Source organism: Bacteroides mediterraneensis (assembly GCF_016900355.1).
Classification (GTDB): Bacteria; Bacteroidota; Bacteroidia; order Bacteroidales; family Bacteroidaceae; genus Phocaeicola.
In genome coordinates this window covers 73,826-92,576 of the sequence record NZ_JACJKA010000003.1, presented here as the reverse complement: position 1 = coordinate 92,576, position 18,751 = coordinate 73,826, and the positions used below count along the sequence as shown (strand labels likewise).

12 protein-coding genes are annotated in these 18,751 nt (G+C 48.9%); 6 read left to right on the top strand and 6 right to left on the bottom strand.

Annotated elements, in window-relative coordinates; translation table 11 throughout:
• Nucleotide 1: 1 nt before the first annotated feature.
• Together H6A28_RS03290 and H6A28_RS03285 are read right to left on the bottom strand one after the other, a co-directional pair.
• Nucleotides 2-586, bottom strand: a complete 585-nt coding sequence (locus H6A28_RS03290) for a response regulator transcription factor (protein WP_204476142.1) — start codon at nt 584-586, stop codon at nt 2-4.
• Nucleotides 587-597: 11 nt separating this feature from the next.
• Nucleotides 598-2,244, bottom strand: a complete 1,647-nt coding sequence (locus H6A28_RS03285; protein ID WP_204478831.1) for an NAD(P)/FAD-dependent oxidoreductase — start codon at nt 2,242-2,244, stop codon at nt 598-600.
• 198 nt (nt 2,245-2,442) lie between these two features.
• Here H6A28_RS03285 and H6A28_RS03280 point away from each other — a divergent pair, with 198 nt between their 5' ends.
• Genes H6A28_RS03280 through H6A28_RS03270 form a run of 3 tightly spaced genes read left to right on the top strand, consistent with a single transcriptional unit; the run spans nt 2,443 to nt 7,230 of the window.
• Nucleotides 2,443-4,185 (top strand): hypothetical protein, encoded by a 1,743-nt coding sequence (locus H6A28_RS03280; protein WP_204478829.1) that lies wholly within the window; start codon nt 2,443-2,445, stop codon nt 4,183-4,185.
• A gap of 25 nt (nt 4,186-4,210) precedes the next feature.
• A complete protein-coding gene (locus H6A28_RS03275) occupies nt 4,211-5,743 on the top strand; it encodes a DUF5723 family protein (protein WP_204476145.1) in 1,533 nt (510 codons plus the stop codon).
• A gap of 20 nt (nt 5,744-5,763) precedes the next feature.
• Nucleotides 5,764-7,230 carry a DUF3868 domain-containing protein gene (locus tag H6A28_RS03270; protein ID WP_204478828.1) on the top strand — a complete coding sequence of 489 codons (1,467 nt, stop codon included), beginning with the start codon at nt 5,764-5,766 and terminating at the stop codon, nt 7,228-7,230.
• Nucleotides 7,231-7,388: 158 nt separating this feature from the next.
• Here the strand turns inward: H6A28_RS03270 and H6A28_RS03265 are convergent, their stop codons facing one another.
• On the bottom strand, nt 7,389-9,605 hold the full coding sequence (locus H6A28_RS03265) for a beta-N-acetylglucosaminidase (RefSeq protein WP_204478826.1): 2,217 nt from the start codon (nt 9,603-9,605) through the stop codon (nt 7,389-7,391).
• Between the two features lie 122 nt (nt 9,606-9,727).
• Entirely contained in the window at nt 9,728-11,101 is a 1,374-nt protein-coding gene (gene radA / locus H6A28_RS03260) for a DNA repair protein RadA (RefSeq protein ID WP_204478824.1), read from the bottom strand.
• 403 nt (nt 11,102-11,504) lie between these two features.
• Between radA and thrA the strand changes: the two genes are divergently transcribed.
• Genes thrA through thrC form a run of 3 tightly spaced genes read left to right on the top strand, consistent with a single transcriptional unit; the run spans nt 11,505 to nt 16,479 of the window.
• A complete protein-coding gene (thrA, locus tag H6A28_RS03255) occupies nt 11,505-13,937 on the top strand; it encodes a bifunctional aspartate kinase/homoserine dehydrogenase I (RefSeq protein WP_204478823.1) in 2,433 nt (810 codons plus the stop codon).
• A gap of 12 nt (nt 13,938-13,949) precedes the next feature.
• Entirely contained in the window at nt 13,950-15,164 is a 1,215-nt protein-coding gene (locus tag H6A28_RS03250) for a cofactor-independent phosphoglycerate mutase (protein ID WP_204478821.1), read from the top strand.
• Nucleotides 15,165-15,177: 13 nt separating this feature from the next.
• Nucleotides 15,178-16,479 (top strand): threonine synthase, encoded by a 1,302-nt coding sequence (gene thrC, locus H6A28_RS03245; protein WP_204478820.1) that lies wholly within the window; start codon nt 15,178-15,180, stop codon nt 16,477-16,479.
• A gap of 169 nt (nt 16,480-16,648) precedes the next feature.
• Here the strand turns inward: thrC and H6A28_RS03240 are convergent, their stop codons facing one another.
• Both H6A28_RS03240 and H6A28_RS03235 read right to left on the bottom strand, forming a co-directional pair.
• A complete protein-coding gene (locus H6A28_RS03240) occupies nt 16,649-17,278 on the bottom strand; it encodes an AAA family ATPase (RefSeq protein ID WP_204476492.1) in 630 nt (209 codons plus the stop codon).
• A gap of 80 nt (nt 17,279-17,358) precedes the next feature.
• Complete coding sequence (locus H6A28_RS03235) at nt 17,359-18,729, bottom strand: MATE family efflux transporter (RefSeq protein WP_204478818.1); 1,371 nt, start codon at nt 18,727-18,729, stop codon at nt 17,359-17,361.
• Nucleotides 18,730-18,751 lie beyond the last annotated feature (22 nt).

Sequence of the window (18,751 nt, the reverse complement as noted above, 5' to 3'; positions counted from 1 at the left end):
TTCACACCTGATCGGCTTCCACGTATCCGTGCATGACCGCATAGATGGCCAGGCCGGATACGGATTTGATACCTAATTTTTCGGTGATATTTTTCCGGTGGGAAATCACCGTAGTCAGACTGATGTGCAGCTTGTCGGCAATTTCCTTGTTGATGAGTCCCTTGGTCACCAGTCGGAGCACCTCTATCTCACGGGCTGTCAGCTCATGCTCCGTATCGGCCGGTGTGGCGGGTACGGGATGATGCGTCAGCTCGTGTCCTTTTTTCCGGGTCATCATGATGGTTTTCACCAGTTGCTCCTGTGGCAGGAGAATGTTGAGGCTGGGAATTCCCGTCAGTAGGGTCGGTTCTCCGGCAGAAAGGACGATGCATTTGGGCCTCCGTTCCAAAAAGAAGGCCGTATGCTCAAAATAGACTTGAGCCGACACGAAATAATGGGCATACATATCCGGCGTGTCGTCAATGAGTTGCTCGAAAGACGAGAACGTGCGGATGACCGCTTCGGGAATCAGCTCTTCTAAGATGGTGCGTAGTCCGAGAGCGGTCAGCGTATTGGGTTCAATAATGGCTATTTCCGGCTGGTGCATAATGGGGAAAGTTAACGGTTCAGGTAATGGGCCACAGCTTCCGCGCAACGTTCTCCGTCGATACCGGCCGAAACGATTCCTCCGGCATAGCCGGCTCCTTCTCCGCAAGGGAACAATCCTTCTACGGTGAGGTGTTGCAGGGTATCCTTGTCACGTACGATGCGTACGGGCGAAGAGGTGCGGGTTTCTACGGCAATCATGACGGCCTCGTTCGTAAGGAAACCGCGAGAACTTTTGCCGAAAAGCTGGAAACCTTTGCTCAGGCGTTCGCTCAGGAAAGGCGGTATCCAGAAATGAAGGGGAGAGGATACCAGTCCCGGGCTGTAAGAGGTTACAGGCAAATCGTAACTCAGTTTTTTCTGGGTAAAGTCGGCCATACGCTGTGCGGGAGCCGTCTGTCGCATGTTGCCTTGTTGCCAGCAGATTTGTTCCAGTTTTTCCTGGAAACGCATCATGGCCAGCGTATGTACGGTCCCTTCCGGCAGTTTCCCGTCGCGGAGTATCAATTCTTCGGTGAGTGATTCATTGGAGTGGGGAAGCGGGTCTGCCTGCAATTGCATTTCGGGTCGTAGCAAGTCTTCCGGATGGGTCTCGACCACCATGCCCGAGTTGCTCCATTTGGTGCCGCGGTTGCTTGGGCTCATCCCGTTCACCACTAACTGGTGGGGGCCACTGGCTGCCGGGACTACGAAACCTCCCGGGCACATGCAGAAGCTGTAGACTCCTCGTCCGTCTACCTGTTGTACGAAGCTGTATTCGGCAGCGGGCAGGTATTTCCCCCGTCCGTTCTTGTTATGATATTGTATCTGGTCAATCAGCATGGAGGGATGTTCCAGTCGCACGCCGATGGCGATACCTTTGGTCTCCAGTTGCACGCCGTGGGCATACAGCCAGCGGTACACATCCCTGGCAGAATGTCCCGTAGCCAAAATCACCGGTCCTAAGAAATTCTTTCCATCGTGAGTCTCAATGCCTTTCACTTTCTGCCCTTCAATCAGCAGCGCGTCCATGCGGGTCTGGAAGTGGACTTCTCCGCCACAGGCCAGGATGGTGTTTCGCATGTTTTCAATGACTCTGGGCAGTTTGTCGGTTCCGATGTGCGGATGTGCATCCGACAGGATGGTCGGACTGGCTCCGTGCTGGCAGAACACATTCAAGATTTTCTCTACACTGCCCCGTTTCTTGCTGCGGGTATACAGTTTTCCGTCGGAGTAGGCTCCTGCTCCTCCTTCTCCAAAACTGTAGTTGGATTCAGCGTCTACTTTGTGTTCCCGGCTGATGCGGGCCAGATCTTCCTTGCGTTCACGTACATTCTTGCCGCGTTCCACCACGATGGGGCGCAATCCTAATTCTATCAGTTTCAGGGCGGCGAACAAGCCTCCGGGGCCTGCGCCTACCACAATGACAGCCGGACGTCCTTCTACATTGGGATAGTTGGTACGTTCAAATTCTTCTTCCGAAGGCGTTTCGTTGACGAAAACACGGACGGTCAGATTGATGTAAATGGTACGCTGGCGGGCATCGATGCTGCGTTTCAGTGTACGGATGGCATTGATGGTACGGAGATCCAGCCCTTTTTCCCGGCTGATATATTGTTTGAGCGACTGCTCGCTGGCTGCCTGTTCGGGCAGAATACGGAGTTGATATTCGTGCGTCATATTACTTGTAACTTTTTTGCAAAGATAGGGCTTCTGTTTGGTTTCTCCAATCGCTTTAGAGGCCTGAATCTTATATAGATTTAAAGATTGTGATAAAAAGTGTTGTAAAAATTTCTATATTTGTAGTCGATTTCTCTCAACTTTTGTAAGTGATAAGGTGTTAATATGTACGATTGTTGAATTTTATTAAATAACATTATGATGAAATGTAAGGTAAACAGAATTTACCCATTATGGGGATTGTTGTTGTCATTCCCCTTATGGAATGTGTCGTGTGTAGATAACAAGTATGATCTCGACAAGGATATTGATATGACTATCAATGTGGGTGGAGAGCATCTTGCAGTTCCTGTAGGAAGTACTGATACGGCTTTCCTGAGTAAAATCATTGAAGTGGAAGAAGGGGATATCTTGCAGCCGGATGCGGCTACGCATATATACCATCTGACAAAACAGGATGATATTAATGTCAATCCTACTACCGTAAATAAGGTGATGATTACTGATGCTAAAACGGATTTGGAGCAGAAAATTGTAGAGAATGCTTCAGGTAGTACATCTTCTGTCTCTACTACCATAGAAATTTCTAATACATTGACGGCTGAAGCATCAGATATCGATGAAGCGTTGAAAGAATTAGGTTCACTGAGTACCAATACTCCGGCCATTTTGGATTTGACTTTTGGCTTGAAAGGAAACGGATTGACTTATAGTAAAGTAGACGCTAAAGACTTGGTTATTCAACTTCCTACCTTTTTGATCTTCAAAGAAGGAGAGGTTGAAGCCGGAAATAAGTTAACGCTGAATGGAGCTTTGACGCCTAAACAGTTGGATGTAGTCGGTTATACATTTGGTGAAAAGGCAGGTGAGGGACTCAAGCCGGATGAAAATAGAAGCTTGACTATTAAAGGTGATGTGTCTATGAAAGGTGATGTTGTCACTTCTGGAATTAGTGGTTCGGGAGATTTGTCGCTGACTTTGTATGTGACATTAAGTGAAATGGCTACCGATCGTGTCACGGGAGTTATCCAGCCCAAGATAGAAGCGGAAAAAACTCAGATAGAGTTCAACGATTTGCCTGATTTCTTGCAGGATGAGGAAACTCGTCTGGACATTACCAATCCGGTGATTGTGCTGAAAGCAACCAACCCATTGGAAACCCCGGTAGAAGTGGATGCAGTACTGACACCGAAGAAAAACAATGCCACGATTGAAGGTCATGAAGTACAAATCGGTGCCGGTTATGGTAAAACGGCGGTTACTTTGAATCCGGGTGAGAATGTCATTGCCCTTTCACGTATCGAAACAAGTTCAGTAGCAGGAATGACAAGTAATGTGGTTGTTTCCGACATGAATAATGTGCTGGAAATTATTCCGGATGACATCGATGTTTCTTTGAAGCCAACTGTGACAAATTCCAACTACTATGGCGTGGAACTGGGACAGGATTATCAGTTGACGGCCAGTTACGATGTAGACGTACCGTTGAGCTTTGAAAAGGGCCTGAACATTGTGTACAGCGATTCTATCAAGGACTTGAATAAAGACTTGAAAGACTTGGACAAGATTACGTTGAAGAAAGCCAATATCGTATTGACGGTAGACAATGCCATTCCATTGGGCTTGCAGTTGAAAGCTGAAAATGTACAGATTAAAGATATATATGGCCGTGAACTGACAGGCATAGAAAAGACAATTGAGGAAGGCAAGGAATATATTACGGAAAGTGGGGATGGAGAAACACCTGCTACCAGTGAAATTGTCTTGAGTTTGACCACAGCTAACGATCCCGGATTCTTGTCGAAGATTGACAAAATCTGTTTTAAGATTACTGCAGCGACGGGCGCAACCACTGGAATTCCTTTGAAAGATACGCAATGGGTGAAAGTAACAAGTGTGAAATTGTCAGTCCCGGGTGGTGTGAATGTGGATTTGAACTAATAATGAACGAGAAAAAATAAAACAGATGAAGAAAAATATTTTATATACGATATTGTCCGGATTTGCGGCTTTTGTATGTGTAAGTGAAGCAGTGGCACAGCCTCAGATTAATCGTTCCGCTTATTTCTTGGAGGGAGCTACTTATCGCCACGAACTGAATCCGGCATTTATGGGAGAAAGAGGATATGTAGGTTTTCCGGGATTGGGTAATCTGTCAGTCGGTGCCCAAGGTACGGCAGGAGTCGGTGATTTCCTGTTTGTCAAACCGAATGGTGACCTCATGACCTTTATGCATGGAGATGTAAGTCGCCAGGACTTCCTGAACGGACTGCCTAACCGCATTAAACTGGGCTTTAATCTGAACGAGAACATCTTGTCTACCGGCTTTTATGCATGGGGCGGTTTCAATACTTTCGGACTTTCCATTAAAAGTAATACCAATTTGTCTGCTCCTGACCAGTTGTTTAAGTTCATGAAGAACGGAGTGGATGCACCGGAAGGCACTCATTACAGTGTGAATGATTTGAGCATTGTATCTACCAATTATGCGGAAATTGCCTTTGGACATGCCCGTCAGATCAACGAGCAATGGACAGTGGGTGCGAAAATGAAATTTTTGGTCGGGTTGGCAAAGGCTACGGTGAAGATTGACCGTCTGGACATTGATGCTACTCCGGATGCCTGGAAAATCACTCCGTCGGGTGCACAGGCTTATCTTTCTGCCAAAGGATTGATTGCACCAACACGCGGTGAAACGGGTAATTACGATGAAAGTGATTATGTGCTCGATGACAATGGAAACCGTACGAACCAGTTGAAACCGGGTTCAGAGCAGTTGCTTTCGTATGATGACCTGGATTTTGATACCAAAAAGATTGGGCCTACCGGATTTGGTCTGGCTTTTGATTTTGGTGCTACCTATCGTTTGAATGATGACTGGACCTTCTCGGCTGCCGTATTGGATTTAGGATTTATCCGTTGGAAAAATACCTTGAAGGCTACTATGAACAATAGCTTTGAATTCGATGGTTTCAACGAAATTCCGGTGAAATCAGACTTGGGCGACAACGACCCGAATTCAATCGACAATCAGGCCGACCGTGTAGTAGATGATTTGGAACAGATGGCGAAGTTCACGAAGGAAGGGGAAGGCTTGAAACGTGCTACAGCCTTGGCAGCTACCTTGAACTTGGGTGCACAATATACCTTGCCGGCTTATGACCGCTTGAAGTTTGGTCTTTTGTCTTCTACTCGTTTCCAGGGACGTCACTCTTGGACAGAAGCACGTATTTCTGCCAATGTCTCTCCTTTGACCTGGTTTGAGGCATCCGTAAACTATGCGCTTTCTAACTTTGGATCTACAGGAGGTTTGATGCTGAATTTCCACCCGAGAGGTTTCAACTTCTTTGTGGCAGCCGATGTACCTCTGGGTAAATATACTCCGAAGTATTTCATCCCCATCAACCGTTTCTCTGCCAACGTGAATTTGGGTATCAATTTCACATTCGGTCCGAAACATAAGACCAAATACCATTGTGTAGAAGTACAGTCATTATAATTGAAAATTAAAAAGTAGATATGAGAAAATTAGTATATATGTGCTTGCTGGGTATGCTGCCTTTTAGTGCGATGGCAAGTGATATCAAGTACACCCGTCCGGCATTGACTTTGAAGAATGATACACTGACCATGGAATTTTCTATGGATGTAGCCGATGTACGTGTAAATAGTGAACAGACTTATGCCTTTACGCCGGTGCTTCGTGAAGGTAAAAATTATTATGCCATGCCTCCGGTCATTGTGACAGGAAAGAATGGAGATTACAAGATGCGTCGTTCGGAGCGTAAGATGGCCCGTCGCTTCGGATACGATAATCCGTATGTGGTGATTCACGGACGTCAGGATAACCGCGAAGATGTGGTGCGCTACAAGGCTGCTGTACCTTATCAGCCGTGGATGGACCATGCTTCCATGATTCTGTTGCAGGAAGGAAAGGAATGCTGTGAAGTAGATTTGCTCAATATCAAGGTGATTGAACCGGATGTAGCCGTAGAGACTCCTGCTCTGCCGACAGAATTTGAGGTTTGTGAACCTTGCAAGGAGATGGTTTCATTGCTGACTCCAAAAGAAGAACCGTTGAAGGTACGTTCAGAACAAAGCACTTTGTATATTGAATTCCCGGTAGGAAAGACAGTCTTCGATGCGGATTATAAGAACAACCGGAGTGAGTTGCAGAAACTGAAAGAGATTTTAGAGCCGCTGGAAGACGGTGACCTGGTGACTTTCAAGTCCATCAATGTGTGCGGTTATTCTTCACCGGATGGTTCAGTCCGTACCAACGACAGAGTGGCATCCCAGCGTGCGGAATCTTTCGCCTTGAACCTGAAAGGCGGATATAATTTCCCGCAGGAAGTGTTGCATGTGACTTCTGCCGGAGAAGATTGGGACAGCCTGGTGAAAATGCTGGAAGAAGACAAACCTGCGTATGCAGATAAAGCTTTGGCAGTCATTCAGAAATATGACAATCTGGATGTGCGTGAGGCTCGTCTGAAAACGACTTTGGGTACAGCTACTTACCGTACCATGATGAATCAGTATTATCCTCGCTTGCGTCGCTTGAGTGTATCGGTAGACTATGAGGTGAGAGAGGTGCTGAACTCTGAAGCAGCCCGTTTGATTTATACGAATCCTAAACTGCTGAGCTTGCAGGAAATGTATCGGGTGGCAGCGATGTACCAGCCGGGTACGAAGGAATATAAGGAAGTCTATGAAATTGCAGCCAATACGTATCCGGAAGATGTGATTGCCAATATCAATGCGGCTTCTGCCAACATCATCAGCGGAGATTTCAAGAAAGCTGCGTCTTACATGGACAAAGTGAAAGAAGATCCGCGTGCTTACAACAACTTGGGTGTGTTGGCTTGGTTGGCCGGCCATACCGAAGAAGCCAAGGGATGGTTCCAGAAAGCTGCAAGTGTAGAACCTGAAAAAGCCAATGCCAATCTGGAAAAGATGGTACCTTATGAAACTGCTCCGCAGAAGTAATTCGCTATCATTCGTTGGATATAAAAAAGACCCGTACTTTCATTGGTACGGGTCTTTTTATGCCCTGACGGGGGGATGTGAGCAAAATATAAATCGCTGCATCGGCTCCTCTGAACGATGGAATGCCAATGCAGCGATTCTGAATGATTTTCCGTTCTTTATTTCTGTACTTTCAAGGTAAATTTCTTGAAATAAACCTGTGTCTCCTGCCCGGATTTGTTTGTCAGGCGGATAAACTTCAAGGAAGTATCCGTCGGGATGGAGGCGGTGATTTCAGTCTTTTCGGCGGCCTGTGATAGAGAAACGGACTTCCACTCCTGACCTTCACTGCTTACCTCCAGCGTGAATTGCGAAGCGACTCTCGGAGTTCCTAAGTCCATAGTCAGCGCCTCGAAGCGTACCGGCTGGTCTACGGCAATCTGCAGCATGGCACCGGCCGGCCATTTGATGACCTCGTTAGACGGGGACACATTCACATACTGATGGCGGGCGCGTACCACCTGAGTCTTCAGCTGAGGCACGTCGCTGGTCAGCGTGTAAGGATTGTATTCGGCCTTGGTTTCCAGGTGAGTCTTGTGCTGTGCGTTATAGGTACTGGTTACCTGCGTGTATACCTGGTTCAGCGTCGGCAGCAGGATGAGGCTTCCTACCTTCACTCCCGGCTGATACGGGTTCTGGTTTTCGGTCATATCCAGTTCGTACATTAGGGTTTGCAAAGCACGTGCGCGGTCGTAGTAGGTCATGAAGGCAGCATCTTTTCCATTCAGGGCTTTGACCATTTGCAATACACACTGACCGTATTCGCCGAGCAGTTTGCCCTGTTTCAGCCAAGGACGCATTTCGTGGATGAGGGCCGGGTTCTCGTTGTCGGCCAAAAGTACATCGCAGGCCGTTTCCAGACGCATACATTCCCGAAGTACACTGTCGACGGCCTCAGAGGCATTCATATCCTGTGCCAGCACTTTCAGCATCGGCTGTAGGGGGACACTCTCGTCACGACGGAAGCCATGTCCGTTCGTTCCCAAGTCCGAACAGTGTGTGGCAAAGGTCTCCAGATAGGCAGCTTTCTGGGGCAGCAGGTCCTGTATGGCGTGTTTCCACGACTGAATGCTGTCGTAGGTATCCAGGTTCCAGGTATAATCGGCCACGCTATATAAGGATATCTTGGAAGATTCTGCGTGTTCCATCGGGTTGGATACGAAACCGGACATTTCGTCCTGGATTCCTTTGGCATTGCCATACACCGGTCCCAAGAGCAGATGGTCGCGCACATAGTCGTTCACCGGGAAATTCCACCAGATATAGGCTTTGCGCTGGATGAGCGGGTTGATCCAGTCCAGCGTCGGCTTGTCGATGCAGGCAATCACCCGGTCGCCGGTCCACATGATTTGGATACTGGGGTTGAGCATCTTGCCCAACGTAGTCAGGTATCCGCCTTTCACGTCCGACCAGCTCTTGTTGTATTCCGTAGGACACATCACCAGAGGGGTCACGTCGTGTTTTTGTTGGATAAAGTGGGTATCGATGTAATTCAGCAATTCGGCCTGACGCACCGGGTCTGTACCGTCGCCCGAAATATCGTCGAAGAACACGGCAAAGGAACGTACGCCCAACTGGTACATGGCTTCAAATTTCTGGATCAAGGCATCACGGTCGGCTTCCGTCCATTTGATGTCTTTTCCCGGATGGATGGCCCATACGAAATTCACCTCGTTTCGGGCAGCCTGCTCGATGAGTGCATGAATCTGAGCCGCTTCCTTTTCCGGATAAGGCTTGCGCCAGTTGGGAGAAGAGTGATACGGATCGTCTTTCGGGCCATAGATATAGGTATTCATCTTGTTTCGGCCGTAGAACGCCAGTTGGCGCATACGGGCTTCGTGGCTCCAAGGCGTTCCGTAAAAGCCTTCTACCACCCCACGGAAAGCAATGTCGGGATAGTCTTCAATGGTGCAGAGGCTCAAATCTCCCTGACGTACCATCTGTGCGAGGGTCTGCACGCCGTAGAAGGCACCTCGTGCATCCGCTCCGGCAATCACGATGCAGTGATCGTCCACCTCTATATAATAGCCTTCTTTGTGTGAAGGAATTTTTTTTGCATATTTCTTGACGGCTTTATCACCTTTCTTGCCGAGAATAATCTTGAATGCGGTCTTTTCCTGCTTGTTGGGCAGAAGCTGTTTCAGGGCTTCGGCGGCATGCGGACAGCTGCCTTCGGTCAGCACGAGCTGATAAGAGGACGGCACGGCCACAGTCTTTTCGTTTTGGCTCAGTTCAAACTCCTGCACCTTGGGTTGCAGCAGGCTGGCATCGGTCTGGGCCAGCATAGGTGTGGCTCCCCAGACCATGCAGAATAAGGGAAATAGATAATGTTTCATGGATATTATTTAGGTGTTTAGGTAATAATGCTATTGCAAACATACATAAATTAGAGTTTCCTTACAAAAGACCCTCTAAAAAATGTGTCGGTTGTGGTGATTCTTGATAGGGCGGAAGAAACTTATCCGAACAATTCGCGGAAAGCTTCCTCCACTTTTCTGACCGGTACAAGTTCTATTTTGATTTTCTTGCGGTCGATGCCCGAAAGGTTGTGCTTGGGAATCAGCATCCGCTGGAATCCTAATTTCTCGGCTTCGCTGATGCGTTGTTCGATGCGGTTGACCGGACGGATTTCGCCACTCAGTCCCACTTCGCCTGCCATACATACACCTGTTTCAATTTCCGCATCCATGTTGCTGGAAAGAATGGCGCTGATGACCGCTAAGTCGATGGCCGGGTCGTTGACCTTCAGTCCTCCGGCGATGTTCAGGAACACGTCTTTCTGTGCCAGTTTGAAACCGACCCGCTTTTCCAGTACTGCCAGCAGCATGTTCATGCGTCGGAGGTCGAAACCGGTGGCCGAACGTTGCGGCATACCGTAGGCGGCCGTACTGACCAGGGCCTGTACCTCAATCAGGAAAGGACGTACCCCTTCCACGGCTCCGGCAATGGCTACCCCGCTCATCCCCTCATGGTCTTGGGTGAGCAGGAGTTCCGAAGGGTTGCTCACTTGCCGTAGTCCGTCCTGCCGCATCTCGTAGATGCCCAGTTCGGCGGTACTTCCGAAACGGTTCTTGATGCTGCGCAGGATGCGGTACATGTAGTGCTGGTCGCCTTCAAATTGCAGCACCGTATCCACAATGTGTTCCAGTACCTTCGGTCCGGCGATGCTGCCTTCTTTGTTGATGTGACCGATGAGGATGACCGGAGTGCCGGTTTCTTTGGCAAATTTCAGCAGAGAAGCCGTACACTCCCTTACCTGTACGATGCTGCCGGGAGAAGAATCGATGTTTTCCGTCGAGATGGTCTGGATGGAGTCGATGATGACCAGGCCGGGGGCTGCATTCTTGATGTGGGTAAAAATCTGTTCCAGCGAGGTCTCACACGCAATCAGCAGGTTGTCGTTGTCGGGATGGGGGATACGGACCGCACGGAGCTTCAGCTGGCGGGCACTTTCCTCTCCCGATACATACAGGATTCTTTTATGGGCGAGGCGGAGCACGGTTTGCAGGACCAGGGTCGATTTTCCAATGCCGGGTTCGCCGCCAATCAAGGTCAGAGAGCCTTGCACCAGTCCTCCTCCCAAGACCCGGTTGAGTTCTTCGTCTCCCATATCGATGCGCTGTTCCTCGTCCGAGGCGATTTCCTTTAACGGCTGGGGTTTGGAACGGACCGATTCAATGCCATGCGCCACGTGCTTGGCCACTGGAGTTTCTTTCCGTACCACTTCTTCCACGAAGGTGTTCCACTGTCCGCAGGAGGGACATTTTCCGGCCCATTTGGGGGATTCTTGTCCGCAATTCGTGCAGACATAGACTGTTTTTTCTTTTGCCATATTTGTCACGATAATTCCAGACAAAGGTACGAAATCTTACGCTTATTTATGACCCTGCCAAAAAAATATCACTTAAATGTGCGTTTGTAGAAAAATGTTGTTATATTTGCCGACAGAAAAACAATAATCTATGACTGAACGCTGTCTTCATATCATCTTGTTGAACGGGCACGGGTACATGCCTTTCATCACTTCTGCCACAGGGATGACCCCTCGGGGGTAAAGGATAGTATGTTTGGTGTTTCTACGTGATACACGTCTGCGGATGCAGACATCTCAATTATTTTATTCATTCAATTTTAATTTAATGTATTTGTTTCCGTGTGGAATGAGTGCAAGGACTTCGTTTTCACGGGAATAAACCGGACAATCGGGACTCCGGTGATAAAAATGATATAAACCTATGAAAGTATTGAAATTCGGCGGCACATCCGTAGGTTCCGTCAATAGCATGTTAAGCGTAAAGCGCATTGTAGAAGCAGTAGATGACAAAGTGATTGTAGTGGTTTCTGCCTTGGGTGGAATTACCGACAAATTGATTTGTACCTCGAAAATGGCGGCTTCGGGCGATGATGCTTATGAAAAGGAAATGAAGGAGATTGTGAACCGTCATATTGAAATGGTGTACACGGTCATTCCTGCGGGGCGGGGTCGTGAACTGCTCCTGGACCTGGTCAATGAACTGCTGAGTGAATTGAAGGATATTTTTCAGGGCATTTATTTGATTCGGGACCTTTCTCCCAAAACGTCGGCTACGATTGTCAGCTATGGAGAACGGCTTTCTTCCATCATCGTGGCTACTTTGATCCAAGGAGCCATGTGGTTTGATTCCCGCACGTTTATCAAGACAGAAAAGAAACATAACAAGCATATCCTGGATTCAGAACTGACCAATCAGCTGGTGCGTGAGACGTTCAGTGAAATTCCGGACGTATCCGTGGTACCGGGCTTTATTTCGACCGACAAGAATACCGGTGAAGTCACCAACCTGGGCCGGGGTGGTTCGGATTACACAGCCTCTATCATTGCCGCCGCATTGGATGCGGACATTCTGGAGATATGGACCGATGTGGATGGCTTTATGACGGCCGATCCGAAGGTCATCAGTACGGCTTATCCGATTAAGGAACTGAGCTATGTGGAAGCCATGGAGTTGTGCAACTTCGGAGCGAAGGTGGTGTATCCGCCGACTATTTATCCGGTGTGTCACAAGAATATTCCGATTCTGATTAAGAATACGTTCAATCCGGAGGCACCGGGTACCATCGTCAAGCAGGATGCCGACCATTCTTCCAAGCCTATCAAGGGTATTTCGTCCATCAACGATACTTGCCTGATTACCATGACTGGTCTGGGTATGGTGGGCGTGATTGGAGTCAACCACCGTATTTTCAAGACTTTGGCAGAGAACGGCATCAGCGTGTTCCTCGTATCGCAGGCTTCTTCCGAGAACTCTACTTCCATCGGTGTGAGAAACGAAGACGCAGATTTGGCTTGTGAGGTGCTGAATGAGGAATTTGCCAAGGAAATTGAAATGGGCGAAATCTCTCCGATGAAGGCAGAAGGCAATCTGGCTACGGTAGCCATCGTGGGGGAGAACATGAAGCATACCCCGGGCATTGCCGGAAAACTGTTCGGTACGTTGGGACGGAACGGTATCAATGTCATTGCTTGTGCACAGGGTGCATCGGAAACCAATATCTCTTTCGTTGTAGATGGTGCTTCTCTGCGCAAGACGCTGAACGTGATTCACGATTCGTTCTTCCTGTCCGAATACCAGGTGCTGAACCTGTTTATCTGTGGCACGGGAACGGTCGGTTCCAGCCTGATTGAGCAGATACATGGACAGCAGGAAAAATTGAAACAGGAACGGGGCTTGAAGTTGCACGTGGTGGGAATTGCCAACGGACACAAGGCTTTGTTTACCCGTGCGGGAATCGATTTGGAGCATTTCCGGGACGAATTGAACGAAAAGGGAATCGCTTCTACTCCGCAGGTGCTTCGGGATGAGATTGTGGGCATGAACATCTTCAACTCCGTATTTGTGGATTGTACGGCCAGTCCGGACATTGCAGCACTCTACAAGGATTTGCTGAGCCATAACGTATCGGTAGTGGCTGCCAACAAGATTGCGGCTTCTTCAGATTACGACATCTATGCGGAACTGAAACGGATAGCCCGTCAGCGAGGTGTCAAGTTCCTGTTTGAAACCAACGTAGGAGCCGGACTGCCTGTCATCAATACGATTAACGATTTGATAAACAGTGGAGACAAGATACTGAAGATTGAAGCGGTGGTAAGCGGTACGTTGAACTATATCTTCAATCGCATCAGTGCCGACATGCCGTTGAGTGCCACCATCCGTCAGGCCAAGGAAGACGGCTATTCAGAGCCCGATCCGCGTATCGACCTGAGCGGAAAGGACGTGATTCGGAAACTGGTGATTCTGGCCCGTGAGGCAGGTTATCGCTTGAATCAGGAAGATGTGGAAACTCACTTGTTTATCCCGGACAAATATTTTGAAGGTACGCTGGATGATTTCTGGAAGAACATTCCGAAGCTCGATAAAGAATTTGAAGAACGTCGCCGCGAAGTGGAACGGGAAGGAAAACGCTGGCGTTTCGTGGCCACGCTGGAAAACGGACATGGAAAAGTGGCCTTGCAGGAAGTGGACAGCAACCATCCGTTCTATAATCTGGCCGGTACCAACAACATCATTCTGCTGACCACCGAACGCTACAATGAATACCCGATGTTGATTCAGGGATATGGCGCAGGTGCCAGTGTGACGGCCGCGGGTGTGTTTGCAGACATTATGAGTATTGCCAATATCTAAAATCAGACCATTATGAAACATCTCATTATATTAGGCGACGGCATGGCCGATTGGGCGGTGCCTTCGCTGGGGGGAAAGACTTTATTGCAGTATGCACAGACTCCTTACATGGATCAACTGGCACGCATGGGACGTACGGGTATGTTGAAGACCGTAGCCGACGGGTTTCACCCCGGAAGTGAGGTGGCCAATATGTCGGTAATGGGATATGACCTGCCGACTGTGTACGAAGGCCGTGGGGTGCTGGAAGCCGCCAGCATCGGGGTGGATCTTCAGGAAGGAGACATGGCCATGCGGTGTAACATCATCTGTGTGGAAGGAGATACGTTGAAGAACCATTCTGCCGGACATATCACCACCGAGGAAGCCGATGAACTGATTCGTTTTTTGGACGAGAAACTGGGGTCCGACCGCATCCATTTTTATACCGGAGTGCAGTACCGTCATCTGCTGGTGATAAAAGGAGGCGACAAACGGCTGGCCTGTGTGCCTCCGCATGACATTCCGTTGCAGCCTTTCCGCTCGAATATGGTGAAAGCGCTGTGTCCGGAAGCGCAGGAAACGGCCGACTTGTTGAACGACCTGATTTTGAAGTCACAACAGCTGCTGCCCACTCATCCGGTCAACCTGAAACGGGTGGCAGAAGGAAAGGACCCGGCCAACAGCATCTGGCCCTGGAGTCCGGGATACCGTCCGCAGATGGAACCCTTGGCCGAGAAATATCCGTCCATCCATAAAGGGGCGGTGATTACGGCCGTCGATTTGATTCGGGGTATCGGGCGTTATGCCGGTTTGCGCTGCATCGATGTGGAAGGGGCTACCGGACTGTACAATACCAATTACGAAGGAAAGGCCCAGGCAGCCATCGAAGCCTTGAAGACCGATGATTTTGTGTATCTGCATGTGGAGGCCAGCGATGAGGCCGGACATGAAGGCGATGTACCGTTGAAGTTGCAGACGATTGAAAACCTGGACCGTCGGATTGTAGGTCCGGTCTATGAGGCGGTGAAGCAATGGAAGGAACCTGTCGCCATAGCTGTGTTGCCCGACCATCCTACGCCTTGCGAGTTGCGTACCCACACCAATGAGCCTGTACCGTTTCTGATTTACTATCCGGGCATGGTGCCCGATGCCGTACAGACGTACGATGAAGTAAGCTGTAAGGAGGGCGGATACGGACTTCTGGAAAAAGACGAGTTTATGAATTTATTTATGGACATTCAGTAACCAAATTGACAATATGAAGTATTACAGTACAAACGGAAAAGCGCTGGACGCTACTTTGGAAGAAGCTGTGGTCAGAGGTCTTGCAGCCGACAAGGGCTTGTATATGCCTCGTGAGATTAAGGCATTGCCGCAGTCTTTCTTCGACGAGATTGATACGCTTTCTTTCCCTGAGATAGCTTATAGGGTGGCCGATGCCTTCTTTGGAGAAGATGTACCGGCCGATACTTTGAAAAAAATTGTGTACGATACGTTGAATTTCGATGTGCCGGCAGTGAAGGTGAAAGACAATATTTATTCTTTGGAACTGTTTCATGGACCGACACTGGCGTTCAAGGATGTAGGCGGCCGTTTTATGGCGCGTCTGTTAGGCTATTTCATCCGTAAGGAAGGGAAAAAACAGGTCAATGTGCTGGTGGCCACTTCGGGCGATACGGGAAGTGCTGTGGCCAATGGTTTCTTGGGGGTAGAAGGGATTCATGTCTATGTGCTCTATCCGAAAGGAAAAGTCAGCGAGATTCAGGAAAAGCAGTTTACCACACTGGGACATAACATTACGGCCATTGAGGTAGACGGTACCTTCGATGACTGCCAGGCTCTGGTGAAGAATGCCTTCATGGACAAGGACTTGAACGAACACATGCAGCTCACTTCGGCCAACTCCATCAATGTGGCCCGCTTCCTGCCTCAGGCATTCTACTATTTCTATGCCTATGCCCAGATGAAGAAAATCGGAAAGGCGGACAACTTGGTAGTCTGTGTACCGAGTGGTAATTTCGGTAATATCACCGCCGGTCTGTTCGGTAAGCGTATGGGATTGCCCGTGAAGCGTTTCATTGCCGCCAACAACCGGAACGACATATTCTATCAATACCTGAAGACGGGAAAATACAATCCGCGTCCTTCTGTGGCTACGATTGCCAATGCGATGGATGTGGGCGACCCGAGCAATTTTGCCCGTGTATTGGACCTGTATGACGGCAGTCATGACGCCATCGCTTCTGAAATCAGCGGAGAGACTTATACCGATGAACAGATTCGCGAAACGGTGCAGAAAGTATACGAGGAAACCGGTTATCTGCTCGACCCTCACGGAGCTTGCGGTTACCGTGCCTTGGCCGAAGAATTGAAAGAGGGCGAAGTGGGTGTGTTCCTGGAGACGGCTCATCCGGCCAAATTCTTGCAGACGGTGGAAAGTATCATCGGCGTGAAGGTTAAGATTCCGGAAAAGTTGCAGGCTTTCATGAAAGGAACCAAGCAGAGTGTGCCGATGTCGAAAGACTTTGCCGCTTTCAAGGCTTATCTGATGAAGCAGTAATTGTTCGAAAGCAGACGAAGATAAGGGAAGTACTGAGTGGATAAGCATATCACCAACTCAGCTTTTATAACTATTGGGATAGTAGCGGTTGGGCAGATGGAAAAAAGGAAGGGACTGTTCGTTTTTCAATGGAACAGTCCCTTCCTTTTTTGAGGATGTCTTATTCTGTTTAAAGATGAAGTTTCAGTTTAACAAAGTTCTTGATGAATTCCACGGTGCCGTCAATACCCAATACGGAGGAGTCGATGCACAAGTGGTAAGTGGCTGCGGCTCCCCATGTCTTGTAACTGTAATAGTTATAGTAAGCCGAGCGTTTCTTGTCTGCCTTTTCCATCAAGTCTTCGGCATCTTCGGCACTGATGTGATGCAGTTTCATCAAGCGTTCGATGCGGGCTTCGGGAGAGGCTGACACAAAGACGTTGGCGCAACGGGGATGGTCACGGAGAATGTAGTCGGCGCAGCGTCCGACAAACAGGCACGATTGCTTTTCAGCCAGCTGGCGGATGACGTCGCTCTGAATCTTGAACAGCGAATCGTTGCTCAGGTAGGAATTATAGGGATAGGCTCCTTCCGTTACAAAAGGAAAACGGGTGCCGAACAATCCCCCCAAAATGGTCTGTGAGGCTTTTTCATCGGCTTTTTCAAAGAATTCCCTGCAGAGTCCGCTCTCTTCAGAAGCTAAGTTGATCAGTTCTTTATCGTAAAAGGCAATGCCCAGATCATTTGCCAGTTTTTCGCCAATTTCTTTTCCGCCGCTTCCGAGCTGGCGTCCGAGATTAATCACATAATGTCCTTCCATAGTGTAATTCCTTTAGTTTGATATAAAGCAAATATAAATCATTCTATGGAAAAATGCGACTTTTTTATCTTTTATTTTCGTCAGCGGTTAGACTGTGCCGCATGTTGTTGTTTGAATTGCTTGAACTGGGCGTAGAGCATGGTGCCTGCAATGATACTGGCGGTAATATCCGAAATCGGCATGCTGTACCACACGCCTTTTACACCCCAGAAAAGAGGCAGAATCAGTAGACAAGGAATCAGAATTAGTACCTGCCGGCTCAGGGAAAGGATGATGGCTTTCTTAGCCATTCCGATGCTCTGGAAGAAGTTGGAGGTCACCATCTGAAAACCGATGATGGGGAAAAAGAGGACGACCACTTGCAATCCTTTGGCACTCAGCTGGATGAGCTGCGCATCCGTCGTAAAGGCCGATACAGCCAGTTCCGGCATCAGTTCTCCCACGAGGAAGCCGGTGGTGGTCACAATGGTGGCGGCAATAACGGTATACTTCATGACTTGGTTCACCCGATGGTAGTGCTGGGCACCGAAATTATAGCCGGCAATGGGTTGCATGCCTTGGTTCAGTCCCATCACAATCATGACAAACAGGAACACGATGCGGTTGACGATGCCGAAAGCTCCGATGGCCAAATCCCCGTCGTACAGCTTCAATCCTTTGTTGATGAGGATGACGATGAAGCAGGAAGCTAAGTTCATGAAGAAGGGAGCCAGTCCGATTCCGATAATGTTTTCTACCAGCGTCGTCTTGAGCCGATAAATCCCTCTTTTCAGATGCAGGAGTTCATTCTTGTTACAGAAAATCTTGATAAGCCAGCATAAGGAAATGACCTGTGCCAGTACCGTGGCGATGGCCGCACCGCGGATTCCCATGTGGAAGGTATAGATGAACAAGGGGTCCAGCAGCGTATTGATGACCACGGTCAGGATGGTGGCTGCCATGGCCTTCTGCGGATGTCCGGCCGAACGCAACACGGAGTTCAGTCCCAGGTACATGTGGGTGATGACGTTTCCTAAAAGGATGGTAATCATGTAGTCTCTGGCGTAAGGAAGGGTCGCATCGCTGGCTCCGAAGAAATACAGAATCGGGTCCAGAAACAGCAGGCTGACAAGGGTGAACAGCAGTCCGATGAGTAGGTTGAGTGAAACCACGTTTCCCAAAATATGCTGGGCGGTGGTATAATCCTTCTGTCCCAGTTTGACCGAAATAAGGGTGGAGGCACCGACTCCTACCAGTGAGCCGAAAGCGGCGGCCAGGTTCATCAGTGGAAAGGTGATGGCCAGTCCGGAGATGGCCAACGGTCCGACTCCGTGTCCGATGAAGATACTGTCTACCATGTTGTAGAGGGAGGAGGCAGTCATGGCAATGATGGCTGGGATGGCATATTGCATCAATAGTTTCCCGATTCTTTCTGTTCCCAACTCGGTGGCTGTTCCTTTTTGTGACGTCATACTCTCTTATTCTTTTCTTATT